The organism is Streptomyces sp. NPDC046831 (genome assembly GCF_040645305.1).
Lineage (GTDB): Bacteria > Actinomycetota > Actinomycetes > Streptomycetales > Streptomycetaceae > Streptomyces.
In genome coordinates this window covers 136,070-159,255 of sequence record NZ_JBEYXZ010000010.1, presented here as the reverse complement: position 1 = coordinate 159,255, position 23,186 = coordinate 136,070, and the positions used below count along the sequence as shown (strand labels likewise).

Sequence of the window (23,186 nt, the reverse complement as noted above, 5' to 3'; positions counted from 1 at the left end):
CGGAAATGCGGGTCGACCGCAGGGACCGCGCGGGGCTATAGCTCAGTTGGTAGAGCGCCTGCATGGCATGCAGGAGGTCAGGAGTTCAATTCTCCTTAGCTCCACAGACACGAAGGCGGGTCATCCGAACGGATGGCCCGCCTTCGGCGTGTGGGTGGTGACCGAGAGCCAGGCCCGGGCGGCACCGGCGAGGCCTCGGCGCGGCGGGCGAGGGGCTCCGTGCCGCGGACGGCGAAACGGCGCGGCGGGCCACCTCCCGTGGGAGCGGCCCGCCGCGCCGGGTGCTCAGCGGCCGAGGGCCCGGCGGCCGCGGCCCTGGGAGAGGACCGGAAGATTCCGGGAGGGCGCCTGCGAGCGGGTGTCCTCCTCGAGGCGCAGGGCCAGCGCCGGACAGCGGCGCACCGCGCGCAGCGCCTTCTGCTCCGCGTAGCGCGGCACCTGTGCCTGGGCGACGGTCGGGAAGCCGTCGGCGCCCAGTTCGAAGACTTCCGGGAGGATGTCCGCGCACAGGCCGTGCCCCCGGCACAGGGTCCAGTCGACGTAGATCTTCTGGCGGCTGGGGCCGGTCTCCTCCGCCTCGCCGCCGCCGGGGATGCCCGTCGGGCCCCTGCCGCCCTCGAACAGGGGCAGGACGCCCTGCACGGGCCGGCCGCAGCCGTTGCCGAGGACATGGGCGGCGAGGTCGTCCGTGAAGGCCTTGACGGTCGACTCCAGGAACATCGCGGAGCCGTCCGGGTGCGAGCAGGCGCCGCGCCGCTTGACGTTCCGCGCGACCTGCTTGAGGGCCTCCAGGGCGGCCGGTCCGCCCCCGTTGAGGATGTCCTCCATGCCGCGCGCGGCGGCCGGAAGGCCGAGGTAGCAGGGGCCGCACTGGCCCGCGCTCTCCTCGGCCAGCCACTTGGCCACCTGGAGCGACTCGCCCAGCGGGCAGGTCTCCTGACTGATCGGCAGGATCGCCCCCGCGCCGAGCGAACCGCCCACCGCGTCCAGCGAGTTGCGCGAGACGACCGCCTCGTTCACGGTCGCCGCGTCGATCCACTTGCCGTGGTAGCCGCCGGTGAGCACGCCCTGCGGCATCGGCGGCGCGCCGGCCAGCTGCAGGACGTAGCGCAGGGGCACGCCGGTCGGCACCTCGATCACCATCGGGCGGGCGACCGCGCCGGACACCGTGAGCATCACGGTGCCCGGCTCGTCGTACAGGCCGGTGTTGCCGTAGCGCTCAGGGCCGATGCGCGCGGCGATCGCCAGCTGGGCGAATGTCTCGGCGTTGGAGAGCAGCGTCGGCGCGCCGCCCACACCGTTCTGCGAAGCGCTGACCTTGCGGCCCGGCGGGATCGCCGGGCCGCCGTCGATGGAGCGGATCAGCGACGCGGCGGCGCCGGTGACCATGCGCACCGGATTGCGCTGCACCCGGGCGCGCAGCGCCGAGCGGCGCCCGTTGCTCAGGCCGCGCTCGGCGAGCGCGGCCTCCATGGAGCGCTGTGTGGACTCCCGGGTGACGCCCACCACGAGCGTGCGGGCGCCGAGCGCCTCCGCACACAGCAGGGCGCCGTCCAGGATGAGGTGCGGGGCACGGTTGATCAGCACCGTGTCCTTGCGGCAGGCCGGCTCGTCCTCGCTTCCGTTGACGACGACGACCGGCCGCACGCCGCGGCGGATCGCCGACTCGGCGACCGACCGCAGCTTCTTGTGGAAGGGGAAGCCCGCGCCGCCGCGGCCCCTGAGGTTGATGGCCTCGGCGAGCTGCGCGAGCTGCTCGCCGCCCATCGGTTCGAGCGGCCCGTGCACCTTCAGGTGCATGGGCAGATCCAGTCGTTCGACAAGGTCGAAGCCCGACGTGAGCTGGGGAAGGCCGACCACGCGGACTTCTGGGACGTCGGGCAGGGCCTCGTTCACCTATAGCCTCCGGAAGGCGTGTTCCAAGGTTCGCCCGAACCCGGTGTGTCGAAGGACGCACCGGGGGGTGTTTCTGTGGCGGGACCGCTGTTGTACGTGTCGTTGGAGTTGTACGTGCCGTACAGCGGGTTCGTCTCACCGGTGTCGTACACGTCACGTCCGCCGTACCCGCCCGTGCCCGGATTGTTGTAGGCGGGGATGGTGTATCCGGTGTCGACCATGGGGTCGTAGGCCGACGGGGGAGCCTCGCCGACGGGCGGCGGGGAAGGGATCGGCCAGCTGCCCGACGCGGCGCCGGCGCCGTCCACGCGCGGCATCGTCTCCGTGGCCTGCAGGTCCAGCGGCAGGTCCAGGCGCGCGGTCCGGTCGGCCGCGAACGGCTGCCCGGCGGGCGGCGGTGTCGAGACGGCCCGGTAGGCGGCCGCGAAACCGGAGGCGGCGGGCTCCGTGACCGCGGCGGCCGGGGCCTCGTAGGGCGCGGCGGGACCCGGGACGCGGGGGAGCGGGCCCGTGGACCCGGCGGCCGACGGCCGGGCGCCCCGCTCGTAGCCCGGCAGGGCGGAGTCCGTCGCCCTGGCCCGGCTCGCGTCCAGGTCCTCCAGGCCGGGCCGCTCCCCGCTGCCCAGCAGCGCGACCACGCGGTCGGCGACCCGGCGCTTGACCGGGCGCGGCGCCGAGCGCAGTGCCACGGCCGCCATGACGCCGAGCAGGGACAGGCCGTACAGGATCACGAAGACGGGCTTGGCCTGGCGGCCGGCGTACAGGCCGTGGACCAGCGCCGCGCCCCAGGCCGGGTAGGCGAGCATGTGCATCGCCCGCCAGCGGGCCGCCACCGGGGCGGGGGAGGCGAAGTTGCTGCGCAGCGCGCCGGTGATGCCGACGAAGACCATCAGCAGTCCGGCCGCGGAGCCGAGTCCGATCAGGCCGCCGAGGCCGGTGACGCCGAGCGAGAAGGGGATGACCGCGGCGATCAGCTGGGTGTGGTCCAGGGCGATCTTGGTGGTGATGTGCAGCAGCAGGAACGCGATCGAGGCGACCGCCGTCGTGCGGTGCACGGCCTGGCCCACGATCCGCTGGCGCGTGTTGAGGAAGATCCGGTCCTGGGCGACCAGTCCCCAGATGACCGAGCAGCTCAGGGAGACGAGGGAGAGGACGCCCGCGCCGAAGTTGAGGAAGTCGCGGACCCGGTCACCTCCGACGAGCACGATCACGGGTATGAGGAGCAGGACGACAGCCGACGCCGCCCCGTAGGCCGAACGGCCCGGTTTGGGGAGCGTGCTGTTACTGCGGCGAGGGTTCATGGGGGCAACTCCGAGCGGTCATGTCGGGCAGGCGGTCCCGAGCACGAACTCTAAGTCGCGCCAAACCGAGCGGTAGCAGGTTTGAGTTATTGCGTTGTTATCAAACAGGTGCGCGGCAGTCCCCTTGTCCCCATAGCTTCCGTTACGCCGGGTAATCTTTGAATCTCGTTCAGCTTTTCAGGAGCTCCACAACCGGATGGGGGACGTTCCGGGGGTGCGGCGGAGCCCGTCGCAGCGTGCTCGACGGCTGCGGTACCCTGACGCCATGCGTGCCGTACGCCTTCTGCTTAGCGAGCCGCGCTGATCAGTCCCGACCGCCGGGTGAAGCGGGTGGTCGGAATCGGCGCGGCGTCCCCTCCTGTGCGAGGGGATTTTTCATTTCGCCGGCAGAGACGATCGATGGAGCTTTGAGGATCATGAGCGAGACGAACCCCGCTGCTGCCGCCGCTGTGCCGGCGGAGGCAGCGCCGCACCGCTACACGGCCGCCACGGCGGCCGCCATCGAGGCACGCTGGCAGGACGTCTGGGACGCCGAGGGCACGTACGCGGCGCCGAACCCCAAGGGTGACCTGGCCGGCGACCCGGAGCTGGTCGCGCGGCCGAAGAAGTTCGTCATGGACATGTTCCCGTATCCCTCGGGTGCGGGCCTGCACGTCGGCCACCCGCTCGGCTACATCGCCACCGACGTCTACGCCCGGTTCCAGCGGATGACCGGCCACAACGTCCTGCACACCCTGGGCTTCGACGCCTTCGGCCTGCCCGCCGAGCAGTACGCCGTGCAGACGGGCACCCACCCGCGCGTGTCCACCGAGGCCAACATCGAGAACATGAAGGCCCAGCTGCGCCGGCTGGGCCTGGGCCACGACAAGCGCCGGTCCTTCGCCACGATCGACCCGGAGTACTACAAGTGGACCCAGTGGATCTTCCTGCAGATCTTCAACTCCTGGTACGACGACGAGGCGGACAAGGCCCGCCCGATCTCCGAGCTCGTCGCCCAGTTCGAGAGCGGTGAGCGCGCCGTCCCCGGGCACACCCGCGGATGGCACGAGCTGACCGCCGCCGAGCGCGCCGACGTCCTGGGCGAGTTCCGCCTGGCCTACGCCTCCGACGCGCCCGTGAACTGGTGCCCCGGCCTGGGCACCGTGCTGGCCAACGAGGAGGTCACCGCCGACGGCCGCTCCGAGCGCGGCAACTTCCCCGTCTTCAAGGCCAAGCTGCGCCAGTGGAACATGCGCATCACCGCGTACGCCGACCGGCTGCTGGACGACCTGGACGGGCTGGACTGGCCCGAGGCCATCAAGCTGCAGCAGCGCAACTGGATCGGCCGCTCCGAGGGCGCCCGCGTCGACTTCCCGATCGACGGCGAGCACCTGACGATCTTCACCACGCGCCAGGACACCCTGTTCGGCGCCACTTACATGGTGCTGGCGCCCGAGCACCCGCTGGTCGAGAAGTTCACCCCGGCCGTCTGGCCCGAGGGCACGCACGAGGTGTGGACCGGCGGGCATGCCACCCCGGCCGAGGCCGTCGCCGCGTACCGCGCGCAGGCCGCCTCGAAGTCCGACGTGGAGCGGCAGGCCGAGGCCAAGGACAAGACCGGCGTGTTCACCGGCGCCTTCGCGACCAACCCGGTCAACGGCGAGAAGGTCCCGGTCTTCATCGCCGACTACGTCCTGATGGGCTACGGCACCGGCGCGATCATGGCCGTCCCCGCGCACGACAGCCGTGACTTCGCCTTCGCGCGCGCCTTCGAACTGCCGATGCGGTGCGTGGTGGAGCCCACCGACGGCCGCGGCACCGACACCACGGCCTGGGACGACGCCTTCGTCGCCTACGACGCGAAGATCGTCAACTCCTCCAGCGACGAGGTGCGGCTGGACGGCCTGGGCGTCGTCGAGGCCAAGGCGCGCGTCACCGAGTGGCTGGAGCGCACGGGCATCGGCGAGGGCACCGTCAACTACCGCCTGCGGGACTGGCTGTTCAGCCGCCAGCGCTACTGGGGCGAGCCCTTCCCGATCGTCTACGACGAGGACGGCGTCGCCCACGCGCTGCCCGAGTCGATGCTGCCGCTGGAGCTGCCGGAGGTCGAGGACTACTCGCCGCGCACCTTCGACCCGGACGACGCCGACACCCAGCCCGAGACGCCGCTGTCGCGCAACGAGGACTGGGTCAACGTCACCCTCGACCTGGGCGACGGGCCGAAGAAGTACCGCCGCGAGACGAACACCATGCCCAACTGGGCCGGCTCCTGCTGGTACGAGCTGCGCTACCTGGACCCGCACAACGGTGAGCGGCTGGTCGACCCCGAGATCGAGCGCTACTGGATGGGCCCGCGCGAGGGCCTGCCGCACGGCGGCGTCGACCTGTACGTCGGCGGCGCCGAGCACGCCGTGCTGCACCTGCTGTACGCGCGCTTCTGGTCCAAGGTCCTGCACGACCTGGGGCACGTCTCCTCCGCGGAGCCGTTCCACAAGCTGTTCAACCAGGGCATGATCCAGGCCTACGTCTACCGCGACAGCCGCGGCATCGCGGTGCCGGCCGCCGAGGTGGAGGAGCGGGACGGCGCCTACTACTACCAGGGCGAGAAGGTCACCCGCCTGCTGGGCAAGATGGGCAAGTCCCTGAAGAACGCGGTCACTCCGGACGAGATCTGCGCCGAGTACGGCGCCGACACGCTGCGCCTGTACGAGATGGCGATGGGCCCGCTGGACGTCTCCCGGCCGTGGGACACCCGCGCGGTGGTGGGCCAGTTCCGGCTGCTGCAGCGGCTGTGGCGCAACATCGTCGACGAGGCCACCGGCGAGGTCACCGTCACCGACGACGAGCCCGGCGAGGACACGCTGCGCGCCCTGCACAAGGCGATCGACGGTGTCCGCCAGGACCTGGAGGCCCTGCGCTTCAACACCGCCATCGCCAAGGTCACCGAGCTGAACAACCATCTGACCAAGGCGGGACGCGCGGTGCCGCGCTCGGTCGCCGAACCGCTGGTGCTGATGGTCGCGCCGCTGGCCCCGCACATCGCCGAGGAGCTGTGGCACCGGCTGGGCCACTCCGACTCCGTCGTCCACCGGGACTTCCCGGTCGCCGACCCGGCGTACGTCGTGGACGAGACGGTGACCTGCGTCGTCCAGGTCAAGGGCAAGGTCAAGGCGCGTCTGGAGGTGCCTCCGTCCATCTCCGAGGCGGACCTGGAGAAGGTGGCGCTGGCCGACGAGAAGGTCGTCGCGGCGCTGGGCGACGCCGGCATCCGCAAGGTGATCGTCCGGGCGCCGAAGCTGGTGAACATCGTCCCGGCGTGAGCGCCTGGCCACCGCGGCCGGCCGACGGCGCCGGTACCGGGTGGTCCCCCGGGGGCTGCCCGGCGGAGCAGGCCGAAGGAGACCGGCGGCACCTCGCAGCCCGGGGGAGCGGGGTCCGGTGCGTGCGGCTGCACGGCGGAGGAGGGCGTCGACGCGGAGCGCCGGCAACCGACGACGAGCCGCAGACGGGCGTGCCCGGCCCCGCCTCTGCGGCACGATCCGCCGGACGACCCCTGCGGGCAGGTTCGGGGTTCTGACGGAACTCCGGGCCTGCCTGTTGCGTTTACCGTGGAAGAGCGCGGCCCGTGCCGCCGGGGATTCGAGGAGGAGCGCCGTGGAAGCCTTCGTCACCGTGTTCGCCGTGCTCTTCCTGCTCTTCGTGGTGCTCGGGGCCTACGCCGCGGTGAAGGCCGTCGGCGCCGCCAAGCGCGGCGTGGACCGCACCCTGACCGAGGCCCGGCGCGCGGTCGAGGACCACACCCTGCGGGCCAGGTCCTTCGCTCAGCCCGGCCCGGCGGGCGAGCTGGCCCGGCTGCGGCTCGCGCTGCGCACGTCGATGCGCGCCACGCAGGACGCCCTGCACGCCTCGGCCCAGGAGGACGAGTCCCTGAAGGAGTCCCTCGCCCTCTTCCGGCGCCTCAGCGCGCACGGGCACGAACTCGACGCGGAGCTGCGGCGCCTGGAGTCCGAACCGGACCGGGCCCGACTCGCCGAGCGGCTGCCCGCCCTGCGCGAGCGCACCGGGCGCATCACCGACTCCGCGGACTCCCTGCGCTGGGCCGCCCGGGACCGCGCCCGCCGCTTCGCCGACGACGACCTGGACATGCTCAGCGCCGAGATCGACATGGAGGCCGGCGCCCTGCGCCACTGGACCGGCGTCGACCAGGCAGCCGCCCCGCCGCCGTGGCCCGAGGCCCCCGCCGCGGACCCCGGCGCCGACGCGGCGCGGCAGACACGGTCCGAGGGCCCGCGGCAGTCCGCGGCGCAGGATCCCGGCCGGCCCTCCCTCACCCCGCCGGGGCGCCGCCCCACCTACCCCTGGCAGAAGAAGGCCCGCCCCGAGAGCACGACGTGATCCGGACACACGCGGCCCCCTCGGGCGGGGCCGGGCTGCCCTCGGGCCGCCCCAGCAGGTAGCCTCCAGCTCATGTCCCGCCATGTCGCGATCGTCACCGATTCAACGGCCTACCTGCCGCCGCGGACGATGGAGCGCCACGGCATCACCGCGGTGCCCCTGACCGTCGTCCTCGGCGACCGGGCGCTCGAAGAGGGCACCGAGATCTCGACCCGTTCCCTGGCGCAGGCGCTGCAGAAGCGGCGGCCCGTCACCACCTCACGGCCCAGCCCGGAGGTCTTCGCCGACACCTACCGCAGGATCGCGGACGCGGGCGCCTCCGCCATCGTCTCCCTGCACCTGTCCGCCGAACTCTCGGGCACTTACGACGCCGCGGTGCTCGCGGCGCGCGAGGCGCCGGTGCCGGTGCGCGTGGTCGACACCGGCATGGTCGCGATGGCGCTCGGCTTCTGCGCCCTCGCCGCGGCGGAGACGGCGGAGGAGGGCGGCACCGTGGACGACGCGGTCACGGCCGCGGAGAAGCGCGCCGGGAGCACCTCCGCCCTCTTCTACGTCGACACCCTCGACTTCCTGAGGCGCGGCGGCCGGATCGGTGCCGCGCGGGCACTGCTCGGTTCGGCCCTCGCCGTCAAGCCGCTGCTCCAGCTGGCCGGTGGCCGGATCGAGCCCCTGGAGAAGGTGCGCACGGCGACGAAGGCGATCGCCCGCCTCGAGGAGATCGTGGCCGAACGGGCGGGCGGCGCCCCGGTCGACATCGCCGTGCACCATCTCGCCGCCCCCGACCGTGCGGCGGCCCTCGGCGACCGGCTGCGGGCACGGGTGCCGGGCCTGGCCGACCTGCACGTCAGCGAGGTCGGAGCGGTCATCGGGGCCCACACGGGACCGGGGCTGCTGGGGGTCGTGGTCTCGCACCGGTGAGACCGGCCCGGGGGTAAGGGTCCGCTCCGTCACTCGTCCGAGTGGTGAAGTTGTCCACAACCGGGCGGTGGTCCCCGGGTTTCGAGCAAGATCATCGCGCGGATGCCGAGGTGCCCGATCCTCGGCCCATGGCACTTCGACCAGGCTCACGCACAGCGACCGCCACCAGCGGACCGGGCCGCGCCCCGGCCTCCGACGGCCGCGCCCGCCACCGCCGCCCACCGGCGCACCGGGCAGCGCGGCCCGACCGGCAGGCGTCGGCCGGGGAACTGCGCCGGCGGGCGGAGGCGTTGTTCGGCGCGGAAGCCGAACGTCCCGTCCATGCCGCGGAGTCGGAGCGGCTTCCCGGGGGACTGGACGGTCGGCTCGGACGGCCCGATCCTCCCCGGCGCCTCGTCAGCGCCAAAGACCGTGAACAGGCGGCGGAGGAGCGGGCGTCGGGCAGTGGACCGCCGACCGTCTCGGTGCACGGCGGTCTCCCGTGGGCCGCCCACCCGGGAAGCGGGCAGACGCAGCCGGAGCCGCGGCCCGCGGCGGATGCCGCGGTCGCCCGGCCGGCGCGGGCTCCTGACGGCATGCCGGCGTGGCGGGACAGGGCCCGGCTCGCCGTCCGCGAGCGGCTGCCGCTGTGGGTGCAGACCAGGTGCGGCCTGGAGCGCAGGAGCGTCGTCGCGCTCACGGCGCTGCTCGTCCTCGTCTCCGGGTTCGCCGTGCAGCACTTCTGGGCCGGCCGCACCCAGCCGGTGCGGGCGCCGGAGGTGGTGCGGGCGGCGGCGCCGTACCCGGGGCGGGACGAGAGCGGGGGCACCGCCGCGCCGGCGCCGGCTGCGGCCGCCGGGCCGGGCGCGGGAGCCTCGGCCGGGCCGGTGATCACGGTGGACGTCAGCGGCAAGGTCCGCCGTCCGGGCATCCAGCGCCTTCCCCAGGGTTCGCGTGTCGCCGACGCGCTGCGGGCGGCGGGCGGCGTGCGCCCGGGCACCCGTACCGACGGACTCAACCAGGCCCGCTTCCTGGTGGACGGCGAACAGGTGGTCGTCGGCGGCCCGGTGCCGGCGGCGCCGGCCGGACCGGGCGGCGGTACGGTCGCCGGCGGCTTGGCCGGTGCCGCAGCGGCGGGCGGGGTCACGGGCCCGGTGTCCCTGAACACGGCCACCGCCGACCAGCTGGAGACCCTGCCCGGCGTCGGTCCCGTCCTGGCGCAGCACATCATCGACCACCGCACGCGGCACGGCGGCTTCCGCTCGGTGGACGAGCTGCGCGAGGTGAACGGCATCGGCGACCGCCGCTTCGCCGACCTGCGGAATCTCGTACGGCCATGAACGGCGCCCCTGACGACCGCCGCGGGCGGCCGGCCTCCGGCCGGGGGGCGGCGGGCCGGCCGGCGGCCACGGCTGGACCTGCCGCGCCGGCGACCTCGCCGGCACCACCGCCTCGCCCGGAGCAGCGGTCCGCGTCCCGCGCCCGCCCGGCCGTGCACGCCGCCTCCGGGAGCAGGCTGGGCGCCGCCCACCCCCGTCAGGAGGGCCCGGCCGACCTGCGACTCGTCCCTCCCGCACTCGCGGCCTGGGCGACGGCGGCGCTGACGCTGGACGCTGCGCCGGGCCCGGTGACCGGTGTCGCCGTGACGTGCCTGGCGGCAGCCGCCGTGCTGATGCCCGGCCGGCGACGCGCGGGGGGAGCGGACCGGGGACGGGCAGCCGGGGGCGGGACCGCGCCCATGGGGACGGTCCCAGCGGCGCGGGCGACCGGGGGTGCCGGAGCGCCTGCCCCGCATGCGGGGGAGACGCGCCGGTACGACCGGCCCGGACGTGCCTGGGCGCGCGCTTCCGTCGCCGCCGTCCTGCTCGCCGTGGCCGCCGCGGCCGTCTCCGCCGGGCTGCACGGGGCGGACCTGCGGCGCGGGCCCGTGCCCGGTCTGGCGCGGCAGTTCGCCACGGTGACCGCCGAGGTGGAGCTGACCTCCGATCCCCGGCTCACCCGGCCACGGGTCAGCGGCGGCCACCTGGCACCGGCCGCCGTGCTGATCGACGCGGAGGTGCGGCGGGTCGAACGGGAGGGCGGGGCGGCGGCCGTGGCGACCCGGACGCCGGTGCTGCTGCTCGTCGACGCCGGACACCGGAAGCCGGCCCGCGCCGCCTTCCCCGCAGGGGGAGATGCGGCGGGCCCTGCGAGAGGCGAGGGGCCCCAGCCGTCACCCTGGCTCGGGCTGCTGCCGTCCACCCGGCTCCGTGTGACCGCCCGGGTGACACCGCCCCTGGCCGGGGGTGACCGGATCGCGGCGGTCCTGCGGGTACGGGGCCGTGCGGGGCCCGAGGTGGTGAGCGGGCCGTCCGCGCCGCAGCGGCTGGCCGGCCGGCTGCGGGCGGGCCTGCGCCAGGCCACCGACGGGCTGCCGCCGGACGCCAGGGCGCTGCTGCCGGGGCTCGTCGTGGGAGACACCTCCCGGATCACGCCCGAGCTGGACGAGGCGTTCAAGGAGACGGACCTGACCCACCTCCTGGCCGTGTCCGGCAGCAACCTCACCATCCTGCTGGTCCTGCTCGTCGGGCCGCCCGCCCTCGCCCAGCAGGCCGAACGACGGGGCCTCGCACCCCGGCTGGGCATCTCCCTGCGGGCAACCGCGCTCTTCGGCGGAGCGCTCACCCTGGGCTTCGTCGTCGTGTGCAGACCCGACCCGAGCGTGCTGCGGGCCGCGGCCTGCGGTGCCGTGGCCCTGCTCGCCCTCGCGACCGGCCGCCGCAGGTCGCTGATCCCCGCGCTGGCGACGGCCGTCCTGCTGCTGGTGCTCTACGACCCGTGGCTCGCCCGCAGCTACGGCTTCCTGCTGTCCGTGCTGGCCACCGGAGCCCTGCTCACCCTCGCGCCGCGCTGGAGCGAGGCGCTGCGGCGGCGTGGGGTGCCCGCCCGTCCGGCCGAGGCGCTGGGCGCGGCCGCCGCGGCGCAGGCGCTGTGCGCGCCGGTCGTGGTGGTGCTGTCGGCGCGGGTGAGCCTGGTGGCGGTGCCGTGCAACCTGCTGGCGGAGGCCGCGGTGGCCCCCGCCACCGTGCTGGGCTTCGCCGCGCTGGCCACGGCGCCGGTCGCCCTGCCGGCGGCGAAGGCGCTCGCCTGGTGCGCGAGTTGGCCCGCCGGGTGGATCGCCCGTGTCGCCCGGACGGGGGCGTCGTTGCCCGGCGGGGGAGTGGACTGGCCGGGCAGCTGGACGGGGGCGCTGCTGCTGGGCCTGCTCACGGTGGTCGCCGTCGTCCTGGGGCGGCGGCTGCCGAGGCACCCCTGGCTGTGCGGCGCCTGCGTGGTGCTGCTCCTGCTGGTGGTGGTACGGCCACCGCCGCTGACCCGGGTGATCACGGGCTGGCCCCCTCCGGGCTGGCGGTTCGCGATGTGCGACGTGGGACAGGGCGACGCGACGGTCCTCGCGGCGGGCGACGGCACCGGGGTGGTCGTGGACGCCGGACCCGACCCGGTGCTCGTCGACCGCTGTCTGCGCACGCTGGGCGTGACGCGCATCCCACTCGTCCTGCTGACGCACTTCCACGCCGACCACGTGGCAGGACTGCCGGGTGTGCTGCGGGGGCGCTCGGTGGGGGAGATCGAGACGACGGATTACGAGGAGCCCGCGGAGCAGGCCGAGTTGGTACGGAAGCAGGCCGCCGGACGGCACATCCCCCTCCGGCACGCGGTGGCCGGGGAGGAGCGGCGCACGGGCGCGCTGTCCTGGCGGGTGCTGGGTCCGCCACCGCCGCCGGCCCCTGGCCCGGACGGCCCGAACGACGCCAGCGTCACACTCCTGGTGCGATCGGCGGGACTGCGCCTGCTGCTGCTCGGCGACCTCGAACCGGCGGCCCAGCGAGCGCTGCTGACCTCGCCGGCGGCCGGTCGGCTGGCACGCGTGGACGTGCTGAAGGTCGCCCACCACGGCTCCGCCTACCAGGACCCGGACCTGATGGCCCTGGTGGCTCCGCGGGTCGCGCTGATCTCCTGCGGGGCGGACAACTCGTACGGGCATCCGGCCCCGAGCACGGTCGCGGCGCTGCGGGCGGCGGGTGCGACGGTGCTGCGGACGGACCGGGACGGGGCGCTCGCGGTCGCGGGGGAGGGGAGGGGGTTGCGCGTCGCGGGAGACTGAGGGCGTGAACGCCGCACCGACCGGTGCCTGTCTCCGCCGCCCGGGGATCGGACGCCCGCCGCGTCCCACCTCGGACGTGCTGCGGGACCTGCGGCTGCGCCATCTGCGGACCGTGCCCTTCGAGAACCTGCCGGTCCACCTCGGCGAGGAGATCGTGCTGGCGGACAAGCGGCTGGTGGACAGGGCGGCGGGCGCGCACCGGGGCGGGTTCTGCTACGAACTCGACGGGGCGTTCGCCGCGCTGCCGGCCGAGCCCGGGTTCGGCGTCAGCCTGCTCCCGGCGCGGGTGTACGGCAAGGAAGGCCGGCTCGGGATCCCGTACGACCGTCTCGCGCTGCGGGTGCGGACGGCGGACGGGGAGGAGCGGCTGGCCGACGTGGGCTTCGGCGCGTTCAGCCACGGGCCGCTGGCGTTCGGGGACAGGGGCGGACAGACGGACCCGGGCGGCACGTTCCGGACCGTGGAGGTGGGCCCGGACGCCGCCGGGACGCGGGGTCCGGCCGGGGAGTCGTGGCGGGGTGCCGGACAATGGCGCGGTGAGTGATGTCAGGCATGTGCTGGTGCTCCCGGACCGCGACGCCGCCGAAGAGGTGGCGGAGGCGCTCGGGGAGCGGTTCGAGGCCGGCGAGGAGCCGCGGATCGTCCGCGACGCGCTGGCCGGTGAGGACGACGCGGAGGACGCGCAGTGGCTCGTCCTCCTGCACGACGAGCAGGGACGGCTGGACCCCGCGGAGCTCGACGCGTTCGCCGCGAAGTGGGAGGGGTGGCGCGAGGAACCGTGATCCCGCGCGGCGGCGAAGCCGCTCAGGATGTCGTTCCGGCCGAAGAACAGCGGTACTGGCTCGGAGGGGTTGATCGCGGGCCGGCCGGCTCCGGCCCGGATGGTCATGCGGGCAGGGTCGCTGGGCCGTCCGGTTCGGGCGCCGGTGCTGTGCCCGGGTGCAAGAGGCCTTCGACGCCGCGCAGGAACGTCTCACAGATCAGCGCCGGGTCGGAGAGGCAGCCGGCCGCCATGGCGCCGTCGCGGAGCATGACGAAGTGCCGGCCCGCTGCGCCGGCGGGAGCACAGCCGGCGTCCTCCAGCAGCCGCGTGGCGGTTTCCAGGAACCATTGCCGCTGGGCCAGCACGGCCTGGTGTGGCGATCATCGGCCACTGTCCTGCCATGCCGCGCCGCAGGACGCCGGCGATCAGCTGGACGAGCCCCGCAGTGACGGCCCAGCCGCCCCAGACCCGCAGGACGGCCGGGATGCCCGAGCTGGCGGCTGCGGCCAGGCCTGCGGCGGTGAGGGTGCTGAGCGCGATGTTCACGTAGAGGCCGCGCACCGGTCCGCGGCTAGCGGCGCCCTCTCCACTCTCGCCGGAGCCTCCTTCATGGCCCAGGCGGGCAAGGGCGGCGCCTCCTTGAGCGCCCTGGCCGGCTAGCCTTCCTGGGCGGGGTCTTCTTCCTCGTCTCCGCACACCGGATGGGGCAGGCCGGCAGGACCGGCCGACCCGCCTCCTGAAATCCCGCCGCCGTGATGGCACACGCGGGCCCGAACCGAGGGCCGCGCGGTCGGCGCCGGGCGGGCGGCCCTGGTTGTCGGTGGTGCGTGGGATGCTTGTCGCGATGGCCAGGAAGACTGCGAACGACGACCCGCTTGCCCCGGTGACGCTTGCCGTGGGCCAGGAGGACCTCCTGCTCGACCGTGCCGTGCGGGACGTGGTGGCCGCGGCCAGGGCCGCCGACGCCGACACCGACGTGCGGGACCTGACTCCGGACCAGGTGCAGCCCGGCACGCTCGCCGAGCTGACCAGTCCGTCGCTCTTCGCCGAGCGCAAGGTCGTGGTCGTGCGCAACGCGCAGGACCTGTCGGCCGACACGGTCAAGGACGTGAAGGCCTACCTCGCCGCGCCGGTCGAGGAGATCACCCTCGTGCTGCTGCACGCGGGAGGCGCCAAGGGCAAGGGACTGCTGGACGCCGCGCGCAAGGCGGGGGCGCGCGAGGTGGCCTGCCCGAAGATGACGAAGCCGGCGGACCGGCTGGCCTTCGTGCGGGCCGAGTTCCGCGGGCTCGGCCGCTCGGCCACCCCTGAGGCCTGCCAGGCCCTGGTCGACGCGATCGGCAGCGACCTGCGGGAGCTGGCCTCGGCCGTGGCGCAGCTCGTCGCCGACGTCGAGGGGACGATCGACGAGGCGGTCGTCGGGCGCTACTACACCGGGCGGGCCGAGGCGTCGAGCTTCACCGTGGCCGACCGGGCCGTAGAGGGGCGGGCGGCGGAGGCGCTGGAGGCTCTGCGCTGGTCGCTGGCGACGGGCGTGGCGCCGGTGATGATCACCAGCGCGCTGGCCCAGGGCGTGCGGGCGATCGGGAAGCTGTCGTCCGCGCGCGGGGGACGGCCCGCCGACCTGGCCCGTGAGCTGGGCATGCCGCCGTGGAAGATCGACCGGGTGCGGCAGCAGATGCGGGGCTGGACACCGGACGGGGTCGCCGTGGCGCTGCGCGCCGTGGCCGAGGCGGACGCGGGCGTCAAGGGCGGCGGCGACGATCCCGAGTACGCCCTGGAGAAGGCGGTCGTCACCATCGCCCGCGCGGCACGCTCCCGAGGCCGCGCCTGACACAGGCGCAAAGCCGTAGACCATCGCCCCGTCCGCCCCGTCCGCCCCGTCCGCCCCGTCCGCCCCGGCGGCTCCGGCCGCGACCGCCCCGGCGGCTCCGGCCGCGACCGCCCCGGCCGCCCTGACTGATCAGGGGCTCCGGGCTCCCGGGGACATCCGCGCGTCCAGCGCCGGAGGAGGCAGGTGCAGCCGGAGGCGAGCCGACGCCTCCGGGCGCACGCGAACATGCTCACGAGCCAGATCGGCGAGCGGCCAGGGCACCCGTGCCGACGGGGCGGTCCAGGCGCCTGCGTCGGCGAGGCCGCCGAGGGGCCGGCGTCGGCGAGGCCGCCGAGGGGCCGGCGACGGCGAGGCCGCCGAGGGGCCGGCGACGGCGGGGCGGTTCAGGGCACCCGCGCCGACACACCGCTCCAGGCGTCCCCGCCCCCAGCCAATCACCTGGGAAAAGGAAGCCGGCCGACCGGGGCAGCAGTGCGGCGTGGGGCAGCGGCACGGCGTGGCGCACGGAGGTCCGCACACGCCGAAGGCCCCGGCGGCCGCCCTGGGGAAGAGCGGGGCGCCGGGGCCTTCGGTGTGAAGCTGCTGGATCCGCGCCCGCGTGGCGAACGCAGGCCGCGCGCGGATCCGTGGTGCCGGTCGGGGGCGGATGAGAGAGGGCCCGCCCTGGGTCCTTCCGGCGGTCAGATCAAGGAAGGACTTCAGCCCTTGAGAGCCGCGACCTTGCCGGCCAGGGCCGACTTCTTGTTGGCGGCCTGGTTCTTGTGGATGACGCCCTTGGAGACGGCCTTGTCCAGCTGACGCGCGGCGACGCGCTGCAGCTCGGCGGCCTTCTCGACGTCACCCGCGGCAGCGGCCTCGCGGGCCTTGCGGATCGCGGTCTTCAGGGAGGACTTGACGGCCTTGTTGCGCAGCCGGGCCTTCTCGTTGGTCTTGATCCGCTTGATCTGGGACTTGATGTTCGCCACGAATGAGCCTCTACAGATTCAGGCACGAAAGGACAGGACCGCTGTCGGTCCGCCTCACGCGCCGGTGATTTCTTGACGTCGTGCCTCCTGCTGAGAGGGCATGAGACACAGCCACTCAGACTAGCAGTGGCCCACCCAGTGGCCCAAACCGCTCCCCGCTCGCCAGGCATGGGACCATGGAGACTACGTACAGATCCGACCCGAGACCGCAGACGGACAAGCACACGTGTGCGGACGCCTCAAGAATCAGGACCCTGCGTGCCCGCGACCCCTAGCCATGTGCCCGAGCCGAGCCGTACCGACCCGGCTCTGATCCGCAACTTCTGCATCATCGCGCACATCGACCACGGCAAGTCCACGCTCGCCGACCGGATGCTCCAGCTGACCGGCGTGGTCGAGCAGCGGCAGATGCGCGCTCAGTACCTCGACCGCATGGACATCGAGCGCGAGCGCGGCATCACGATCAAGTCCCAGGCGGTGCGTCTGCCGTGGGCCCCCACCCACGCCCCCGACAGCACGCACATCCTCAACATGATCGACACGCCGGGTCACGTCGACTTCACGTACGAGGTCTCGCGGTCGCTCGCCGCCTGCGAGGGGACCGTCCTCCTCGTGGACGCCGCCCAGGGCATCGAGGCGCAGACCCTCGCCAACCTCTACCTGGCGATGGAGAACGACCTCACGATCATCCCGGTCCTGAACAAGATCGACCTGCCGGCTGCCCAGCCGGAGAAGTTCGCCGAGGAACTGGCCAACCTCATCGGCTGCGACCCGGGCGACGTGCTGAAGGTCTCCGCCAAGACCGGCCTGGGCGTCGAGGCGCTCCTCGACGAGGTCGTCGAGAAGATCCCGGCCCCGGTCGGGGTCGCCGACGCCCCCGCCCGTGCGATGATCTTCGACTCGGTCTACGACTCCTACCGCGGTGTCGTGACATACGTCCGTGTCATCGACGGCCAGCTCAACAAGCGCGAGCGCATCCGGATGATGTCGACCGGCGCCACGCACGAGCTGCTGGAGATCGGGACCAACTCGCCCGAGATGCTCCCCGCCGACGGCCTCGGCGTCGGCGAGGTGGGTTATCTGATCACCGGGGTGAAGGACGTCCGCCAGTCCAAGGTCGGTGACACCGTCACCAGCCAGGCCAAGGGCGCCACGGAAGCGCTCGGCGGCTACAAGGACCCCAAGCCCATGGTCTTCTCGGGTCTGTATCCGCTGGACGGGTCGGACTACCCGGAGCTGCGCGAGGCGCTGGACAAGCTCCAGCTCAACGACGCCGCCCTGGTCTACGAGCCGGAGACGTCCGCCGCCCTCGGCTTCGGTTTCCGCGTCGGCTTCCTCGGCCTGCTCCACCTCGACGTGATCCGGGAGCGGCTGGAGCGCGAGTTCGGCCTCGACCTGATCGCCACCGCCCCCAACGTGGTCTACCGCGTGGTCATGGAGGACGGCACCGAGCACACGGTCACCAACCCGAGCGAGTTCCCCGAGGGCAAGATCAACGAGGTCTTCGAGCCGGTCGTGCGGGCCACCATCCTCGCGCCGACCGAGTTCATCGGCTCGATCATGGAGCTGTGCCAGACCCGGCGCGGCACCCTGCTCGGCATGGACTACCTCTCCGAGGACCGGGTCGAGATCCGCTACACGCTGCCGCTCGCGGAGATCGTCTTCGACTTCTTCGACCAGCTGAAGTCCAAGACCCGCGGCTACGCCTCACTGGACTACGAGCCCACCGGCGAGCAGACGTCGAGCCTGGTCAAGGTCGACATCCTGCTGCACGGCGACAAGGTGGACGCGTTCTCCGCGATCACCCACCGGGACCAGGCGTACGCCTACGGCGTGCGGCTCGTCGCCAAGCTCAAGGAGCTGATCCCGCGGCAGGCCTTCGAGGTCCCGGTCCAGGCCGCCATCGGCTCCCGGGTGATCGCCCGCGAGACCATCCGCGCCATCCGCAAGGACGTCCTGGCCAAGTGCTACGGCGGTGACATCTCCCGCAAGCGGAAGCTGCTGGAGAAGCAGAAGGAGGGAAAGAAGCGGATGAAGATGGTGGGTTCCGTGGAAGTTCCCCAGGAGGCCTTCATCGCGGTCCTCTCCAGCGATGACAGCGCGGGGTCGGCCAAGGGCAAGAAGTAACCGCGCCTCCCGCCGGCCGTCCGGCGAAACCGGTGCAACAGGGGTCCGCCGCACGAAGGTGCGGTGGACCCCTGCGCGTTCGTATGGTCATCCTGTGGAGGAAGTGGCAGGCCGCTGCCCCTTTCGAACCGGCCGGTCGGGCTCTACCCTGATCTCTGCTCGATAGTTACTCGTGAGTTAAACAACCGCTCGCGCGTGACCGCAGCCCCACCCGGCCCGGCTCTCCCGCGAGCCCGGCCCGACGAGCCAGCAGCAATGAGCCAGCCAGCCGCACTGTCGCGGGTCCCGGAGGATGTCGTGAGCGACACACAGACACTGATCGAGAACCGTCCGCCGAGTGTGGCGGCCCTCTTCCTGGACCGCGTGGCGGCCTCCCCGGACGCCGAGGCCTACCGCTACCCCGTGCCGCCGGCCTCGGGTGAGGGCCCGGACGAGTGGAGGTCGCTGAGCTGGGCGCAGGCCGGTGAGCGGGTCCACGCGATCGCGGCCGGGCTGATCGAGCTGGGTCTGCAGCCCGAGGAGCGCGTCGCGCTGGCCTCCTCCACCCGCGTCGAGTGGATCCTCGCCGACCTCGGCATCATGTGCGCGGGCGCGGCCACGACGACGATCTACCCGCAGACCAACGCCGAGGAGTCGGCGTTCATCCTCTCGGACTCCGAGAGCAGGGTCCTCATCGCGGAGAACGCCGCCCAGCTGGCCAAGGCGCTGGAGAAGCGCGCCGAGCTGCCGGACCTGCACCACGTGGTCGTCGTCGACGCGGACGGCGTCGAGAGCGGCGACTGGGTGCTCACCCTGGCCGAGCTGGAGCGCCGCGGTGCCGCCTACCTGGAGACGCACCCCGAGCTGATCAAGGAGCGGGTCGGCGCGATCGCCGGCGACCAGCTCGCGACCCTGATCTACACCTCCGGCACCACGGGCCGCCCCAAGGGCGTCCGGCTGCCGCACGACAACTGGTCGTACATGGCGAAGGCGATCTCCGCGACCGGGCTGGTCGGCGCCGACGACGTGCAGTACCTGTGGCTGCCGCTGGCACACGTCTTCGGCAAGGTGCTCACCTCCGGGCAGATCGAGGTCGGGCACGTCACGGCCGTCGACGGCCGCGTCGACAAGATCATCGAGAACCTGCCGGTGGTGCGGCCGACCTACATGGCCGCCGTCCCGCGCATCTTCGAGAAGGTCTACAACGGTGTCGCCGCCAAGGCCAGAGCGGGCGGCGCCGCCAAGTACAGAATCTTCCAGTGGGCCGCCGAGGTCGCCCGCGAGTACGGCAGGGTCACCCAGGACAACTTCCGCCGCACCGGCGTCCACTCCGCGCCGTTCGGCCTGGCCGCCAAGCACAAGGTCGCCGACACGCTCGTCTACGCCAAGATCCGCGAGGCGTTCGGCGGCCGGCTGCGCGCCTGCGTGTCGGGCAGTGCCGCCCTCGCCCCGGAGATCGGCTACTTCTTCTCCGGCGCCGGCATCCACATCCTGGAGGGCTACGGCCTCACCGAGTCCTCCGCCGCCTCCTTCGTCAACCCCGGTGAGGCCTACCGCACCGGCACGGTGGGCAAGCCCCTGCCCGGCACCGAGGTGCGCATCGCCGACGACGGCGAGATCCTGCTGCGCGGCCCGGGCATCATGCAGGGCTACCACCGGCTGCCCGACAAGACCGCCGAGGTGCTGGAGGCGGACGGCTGGTTCCACACCGGCGACATCGGCGAGCTGTCCGCGGACGGCTACCTGCGCATCACCGACCGCAAGAAGGACCTGATCAAGACCTCCGGCGGCAAGTACGTCGCGCCCGCCGAGGTCGAGGGCCAGTTCAAGGCGGTGTGCCCGTACGTGTCGAACATCCTCGTACACGGCGCCGACCGGAACTTCTGCACCGCGCTCATCGCCCTCGACGAGCCGTCGATCATGGAGTGGGCGAAGGACAACGGCCTGGAGGGCCGGTCGTACGCCGAGGTGGTCGCCGCGCCCGCCACGGTCGAGATGGTCGACGGCTACGTGCAGCAGCTCAACCAGGGCCTGCAGCGCTGGCAGACCGTCAAGAAGTTCCGCCTCCTGCCGCGCGACCTCGACGTCGAGCACGGCGAGATCACCCCGAGCCTGAAGCTGAAGCGGCCGGTGGTGGAGCGCGCGTACAAGCACCTGATCGACGAGATGTACGAGGGCACGCGCGAGGCGTGACCTCGCGGTGGGGGCGGCCGGCGACCCGGCGCCCCCACCGCACGGCCGGGGGCCGACTCGGGGGCACGCCTCGCGCGTGCCCCGGCCGGGGCGGCGCGGGGCACTCCCGCCGAACCCTGGCCGGGGCGGCGCGGGGCACTCCCGCCGAACTCCGGCCGGGGCGGCGCGGGGCACTTCCGCCGAACCCCAGCCGAGCTGCCCACGCCCGCTGCGGCTGAGCCACCCGCGGCCCGGAGCACGACCGGCTGCGACTTCAGTGCCGATCTCCGGCCGGGGCTGCGCGGGGTACTCCCGCCGAACTCCGGTCGGCCGAGGCGGCACGGGGCACTTCCGCCGAACTCCGGCCGAGGCTCCGGGGGGAATCACGCCCACGGCCACCGCGGCTCAGCTACCCGCAGCCCTCACCACGACCGGTGGGGAACTTCCGCGCCGAACTCCGGCCGGGCCCCCGGACTCGCGCGCCATCGGGCGACGGATCTCCCGGCGTCCGTGTCGGGCAGCGGGCGGCGTCCGGGCGTTCCGAAGCGTCCGGATGCGCGCACACCCGACGCACGTTCCCTCTCATGGCGGACCACTTCGGTCACTCGGCGCTTATGCGTGCGGTCGATCTGTCACTCTGTCGGCACACCGACCGAGGATCAGTCGTCCGAACCGCTCCGGGAGCCGTGCATGGGGGTCATTCCGACGCAACGGGAGACCGTGACCCGTGCCCCCGGCACGCCCGCGCCCGCGTGCCCGGGGGCCGGGGCGGGCGCACCGTACGTGGAGACGCGCGCGACCCTGCCCTCCGGCCTCCTCGCGCCCGGCACGGCCCGGGCCGTGGTGCGTTCGGCGCTGGCGGAGTGGACGGCGTCCGGGCACCCGGTCCCCGAGGCCCCGGCCCACGACGTCCTGGTCGTCGTCGGCGAACTGGTCACCAACGCCGTCGTGCACGCCGGAACCGACGTGGCACTGACCTGCCGGTGGGAGCAGGCGGCCGGCGCGCTCGTCGTCGAGGTGGCCGACCGGCACCCCACCCGCGCCCCGTACACCGGCGGCGACCCGGCCCCGGACGGGACGGCCGAGTTCGGCCGGGGACTCCGTCTGGTCGCCGCGCTCGCCGAGTCCTGGGGCGTCACCTACCGGACCGGCGAGAAGACGGTGTGGGCGCGAGTGCCGGCCGGGCCCCACCTGGACGGCGAGGACCGCACCCCGGACGGCGACGGCCCGGCTCCGTACGGCGAGGACCGCACCCCGGACGGCGACGGCCCGGCTCCGGACGGCGAAGGCCTGTCCCCGGCCGCCGAGTGCGCCGCGGCGCACGGCCTCCGGCCCGCCGCACCCCTCGCGCCCGAGCCGCCGCCCGCGCAGCGCGACCCGGAGTGGCTGGGCCGCGGCGCCCTGTCCTTTCTCGCCGAGGCCTCCGACCTGCTCGCCGGGCAGCTCGACGAGGACCTGGTGGCCTCGCTGACCGGGCAGCTCCTCGTGCCCCGGCTGGCCGACTGGTGCGCGGTGTGGCTGGAGGACGAGTCGACGGCCCGGTGGGACTCCTCCCGCCCGGGCGGCGGCTGGGGCGACGGGACCGGCGGCCCCGGGCCCTGGCTCGCCCGGGTCTGGCACGTCCAGGAGAACCGCGTCGAGGACCTGCGCCGGACGCTGGAGAAGGACCCGCCCCACCTGCCCGGCTCCGACCTGCTCGCCGGGCCGGTCCCGTACCCCTGGCCCGGCGAGGCCCTCGGTCCGGGCGCGGCGGACGGCGCGGCGCTGGCGTACCGGCTGACCGTCGGCGGCCGCCCGCTGGGCACCCTGGTCATCGGGCGGACCGGGCCGGCCCGCTTCCCCGAGGAGGTCACCGGGCTGGTCGAGGACCTGAGCCGCCGGGTGGCCCTCGCCATCGGCGCGGCCCGGCAGTACGCCCGCCAGGCCACCATCAGCGCCGTGCTCCAGCGGGGGCTGCTGCCCGGCGCCGTCGCCGAGATCCCCGGGGTGCGCAGCGCGCTGGTGTACGAGCCGTGCGACCATGGCGGCCCGAGCGGCGACTTCTACGACCTGTTCCCGGCCGGCGACGGCCGCTGGTGCTTCGCCGTCGGCGACGTCCAGGGCAAGGGCGCGGAGGCCGCCGTCGTCATCGGGCTCGCCCGGCCCTGGCTGCGGCTGCTGGCCCGCGAGGGCTACCGCGTCACCGACGTCCTCGACCGCCTCAACCAGCTCCTGCTCGACGACGCCACCGAGGCCGCGGACGCCGCCGCCCGCGCGCTGGCCGCCGCGGGCGGCCGGCCCCCCGCCCCCGGCGACGCCCCCCAGACCCGCTTCCTGTCCCTGCTGTACGGCGAGCTCACTCCCGGCGAGGGCGGCCTGCGCTGCACGCTCGCCTCTGCGGGGCACCCGCTGCCGCTCGTCCTCGCCCGCGAGGGCGGCGTGCGGACGGTCGCCCGGCCGCAGACCCTGCTCGGCGTCGTCGAGGACGAGACGTACACCAGCGAGACGTTCGTGCTCGGGCCCGGCGACACCCTGCTGTGCGTCACCGACGGGGTGACCGAGCGGCGCTCCGGCTCCCGCCAGTTCGACGACGGCGACGGGCTGGCCGCGGCCCTCGCCGGATGCGCCGGCCTCGACGCGGAGCCGATCGCCGAACGCATCCGGCGCCTGGTGCACGAGTTCGGCGAACGGCCCCCGGATGACGACCTCGCCCTGCTGGTCCTGCAGGCCGAGGTGCCCTGAGGGGGACGCGGCG

13 protein-coding genes, 1 tRNA gene and 3 pseudogenes are annotated in these 23,186 nt (G+C 74.0%); 12 read left to right on the top strand and 5 right to left on the bottom strand.

The window, feature by feature from the left end; genetic code table 11:
- Positions 1 to 31 precede the first annotated feature (31 nt).
- Positions 32 to 104: transfer RNA gene (locus ABZ920_RS12225), tRNA-Ala, on the top strand.
- A gap of 181 nt (positions 105 to 285) precedes the next feature.
- Here ABZ920_RS12225 and ABZ920_RS12220 read toward each other — a convergent pair.
- Together ABZ920_RS12220 and ABZ920_RS12215 are read right to left on the bottom strand one after the other, a co-directional pair.
- Positions 286 to 1,896, bottom strand: coding sequence for an NADH-ubiquinone oxidoreductase-F iron-sulfur binding region domain-containing protein (locus ABZ920_RS12220; protein WP_361502232.1), 1,611 nt, complete (start codon positions 1,894 to 1,896; stop codon positions 286 to 288).
- Positions 1,893 to 3,197, bottom strand: a complete 1,305-nt coding sequence (locus ABZ920_RS12215) for a cytochrome b/b6 domain-containing protein (protein WP_361502229.1) — start codon at positions 3,195 to 3,197, stop codon at positions 1,893 to 1,895. Before ABZ920_RS12215 ends, ABZ920_RS12220 begins: the two co-directional genes overlap by 4 nt.
- Positions 3,198 to 3,613: 416 nt before the next feature.
- On the opposite strand from ABZ920_RS12215, the gene leuS reads away from it, so the two are divergent.
- The 7 genes and pseudogenes from leuS to ABZ920_RS12180 all read left to right on the top strand — a co-directional run bounded on the left by leuS (position 3,614) and on the right by ABZ920_RS12180 (position 13,394).
- On the top strand, positions 3,614 to 6,496 hold the full coding sequence (gene leuS / locus ABZ920_RS12210; protein WP_361502226.1) for a leucine--tRNA ligase: 2,883 nt from the start codon (positions 3,614 to 3,616) through the stop codon (positions 6,494 to 6,496).
- 334 nt (positions 6,497 to 6,830) lie between these two features.
- A complete protein-coding gene (locus ABZ920_RS12205) occupies positions 6,831 to 7,571 on the top strand; it encodes a hypothetical protein (RefSeq protein ID WP_361502223.1) in 741 nt (246 codons plus the stop codon).
- A gap of 72 nt (positions 7,572 to 7,643) precedes the next feature.
- Positions 7,644 to 8,489, top strand: a complete 846-nt coding sequence (locus ABZ920_RS12200) for a DegV family protein (protein WP_361502220.1) — start codon at positions 7,644 to 7,646, stop codon at positions 8,487 to 8,489.
- A gap of 128 nt (positions 8,490 to 8,617) precedes the next feature.
- Positions 8,618 to 9,808 carry a ComEA family DNA-binding protein gene (locus ABZ920_RS12195; protein ID WP_361502217.1) on the top strand — a complete coding sequence of 397 codons (1,191 nt, stop codon included), beginning with the start codon at positions 8,618 to 8,620 and terminating at the stop codon, positions 9,806 to 9,808.
- Positions 9,809 to 10,140: 332 nt separating this feature from the next.
- A complete protein-coding gene (locus ABZ920_RS12190; RefSeq protein WP_361502309.1) occupies positions 10,141 to 12,612 on the top strand; it encodes a ComEC/Rec2 family competence protein in 2,472 nt (823 codons plus the stop codon).
- Between the two features lie 4 nt (positions 12,613 to 12,616).
- A pseudogene (locus ABZ920_RS12185) lies at positions 12,617 to 13,108 on the top strand (arylamine N-acetyltransferase); the annotation flags it as partial.
- Between the two features lie 40 nt (positions 13,109 to 13,148).
- A complete protein-coding gene (locus tag ABZ920_RS12180; protein ID WP_361502214.1) occupies positions 13,149 to 13,394 on the top strand; it encodes a hypothetical protein in 246 nt (81 codons plus the stop codon).
- 103 nt (positions 13,395 to 13,497) lie between these two features.
- Here ABZ920_RS12180 and ABZ920_RS12175 read toward each other — a convergent pair.
- Together ABZ920_RS12175 and ABZ920_RS12170 are read right to left on the bottom strand one after the other, a co-directional pair.
- Positions 13,498 to 13,749, bottom strand: a pseudogene (locus ABZ920_RS12175) (TetR family transcriptional regulator); the annotation flags it as partial.
- Positions 13,748 to 13,942: pseudogene (locus ABZ920_RS12170) on the bottom strand (hypothetical protein); the annotation flags it as partial. The pseudogenes ABZ920_RS12170 and ABZ920_RS12175, both read right to left, overlap by 2 nt.
- A 277-nt stretch (positions 13,943 to 14,219) precedes the next feature.
- Between ABZ920_RS12170 and holA the strand changes: the two are divergent.
- The gene (gene holA, locus ABZ920_RS12165; protein ID WP_361502211.1) at positions 14,220 to 15,209 is read left to right on the top strand and encodes a DNA polymerase III subunit delta; all 990 of its coding nucleotides are present in this window, start codon (positions 14,220 to 14,222) and stop codon (positions 15,207 to 15,209) included.
- Between the two features lie 698 nt (positions 15,210 to 15,907).
- Here the strand turns inward: holA and rpsT are convergent.
- Positions 15,908 to 16,174, bottom strand: coding sequence for a 30S ribosomal protein S20 (rpsT, locus tag ABZ920_RS12160; RefSeq protein WP_361502208.1), 267 nt, complete (start codon positions 16,172 to 16,174; stop codon positions 15,908 to 15,910).
- Between the two features lie 258 nt (positions 16,175 to 16,432).
- On the opposite strand from rpsT, the gene lepA reads away from it, so the two are divergent.
- The 3 genes from lepA to ABZ920_RS12145 all read left to right on the top strand — a co-directional run bounded on the left by lepA (position 16,433) and on the right by ABZ920_RS12145 (position 23,173).
- Positions 16,433 to 18,301: a translation elongation factor 4 gene (lepA, locus tag ABZ920_RS12155; protein ID WP_361502205.1), complete on the top strand. Its 1,869-nt coding sequence runs from the start codon at positions 16,433 to 16,435 to the stop codon at positions 18,299 to 18,301.
- 297 nt (positions 18,302 to 18,598) lie between these two features.
- Positions 18,599 to 20,473: a long-chain fatty acid--CoA ligase gene (locus ABZ920_RS12150; protein ID WP_361502202.1), complete on the top strand. Its 1,875-nt coding sequence runs from the start codon at positions 18,599 to 18,601 to the stop codon at positions 20,471 to 20,473.
- 669 nt (positions 20,474 to 21,142) lie between these two features.
- A complete protein-coding gene (locus ABZ920_RS12145; RefSeq protein ID WP_361502199.1) occupies positions 21,143 to 23,173 on the top strand; it encodes an ATP-binding SpoIIE family protein phosphatase in 2,031 nt (676 codons plus the stop codon).
- Positions 23,174 to 23,186: the final 13 nt, after the last annotated feature.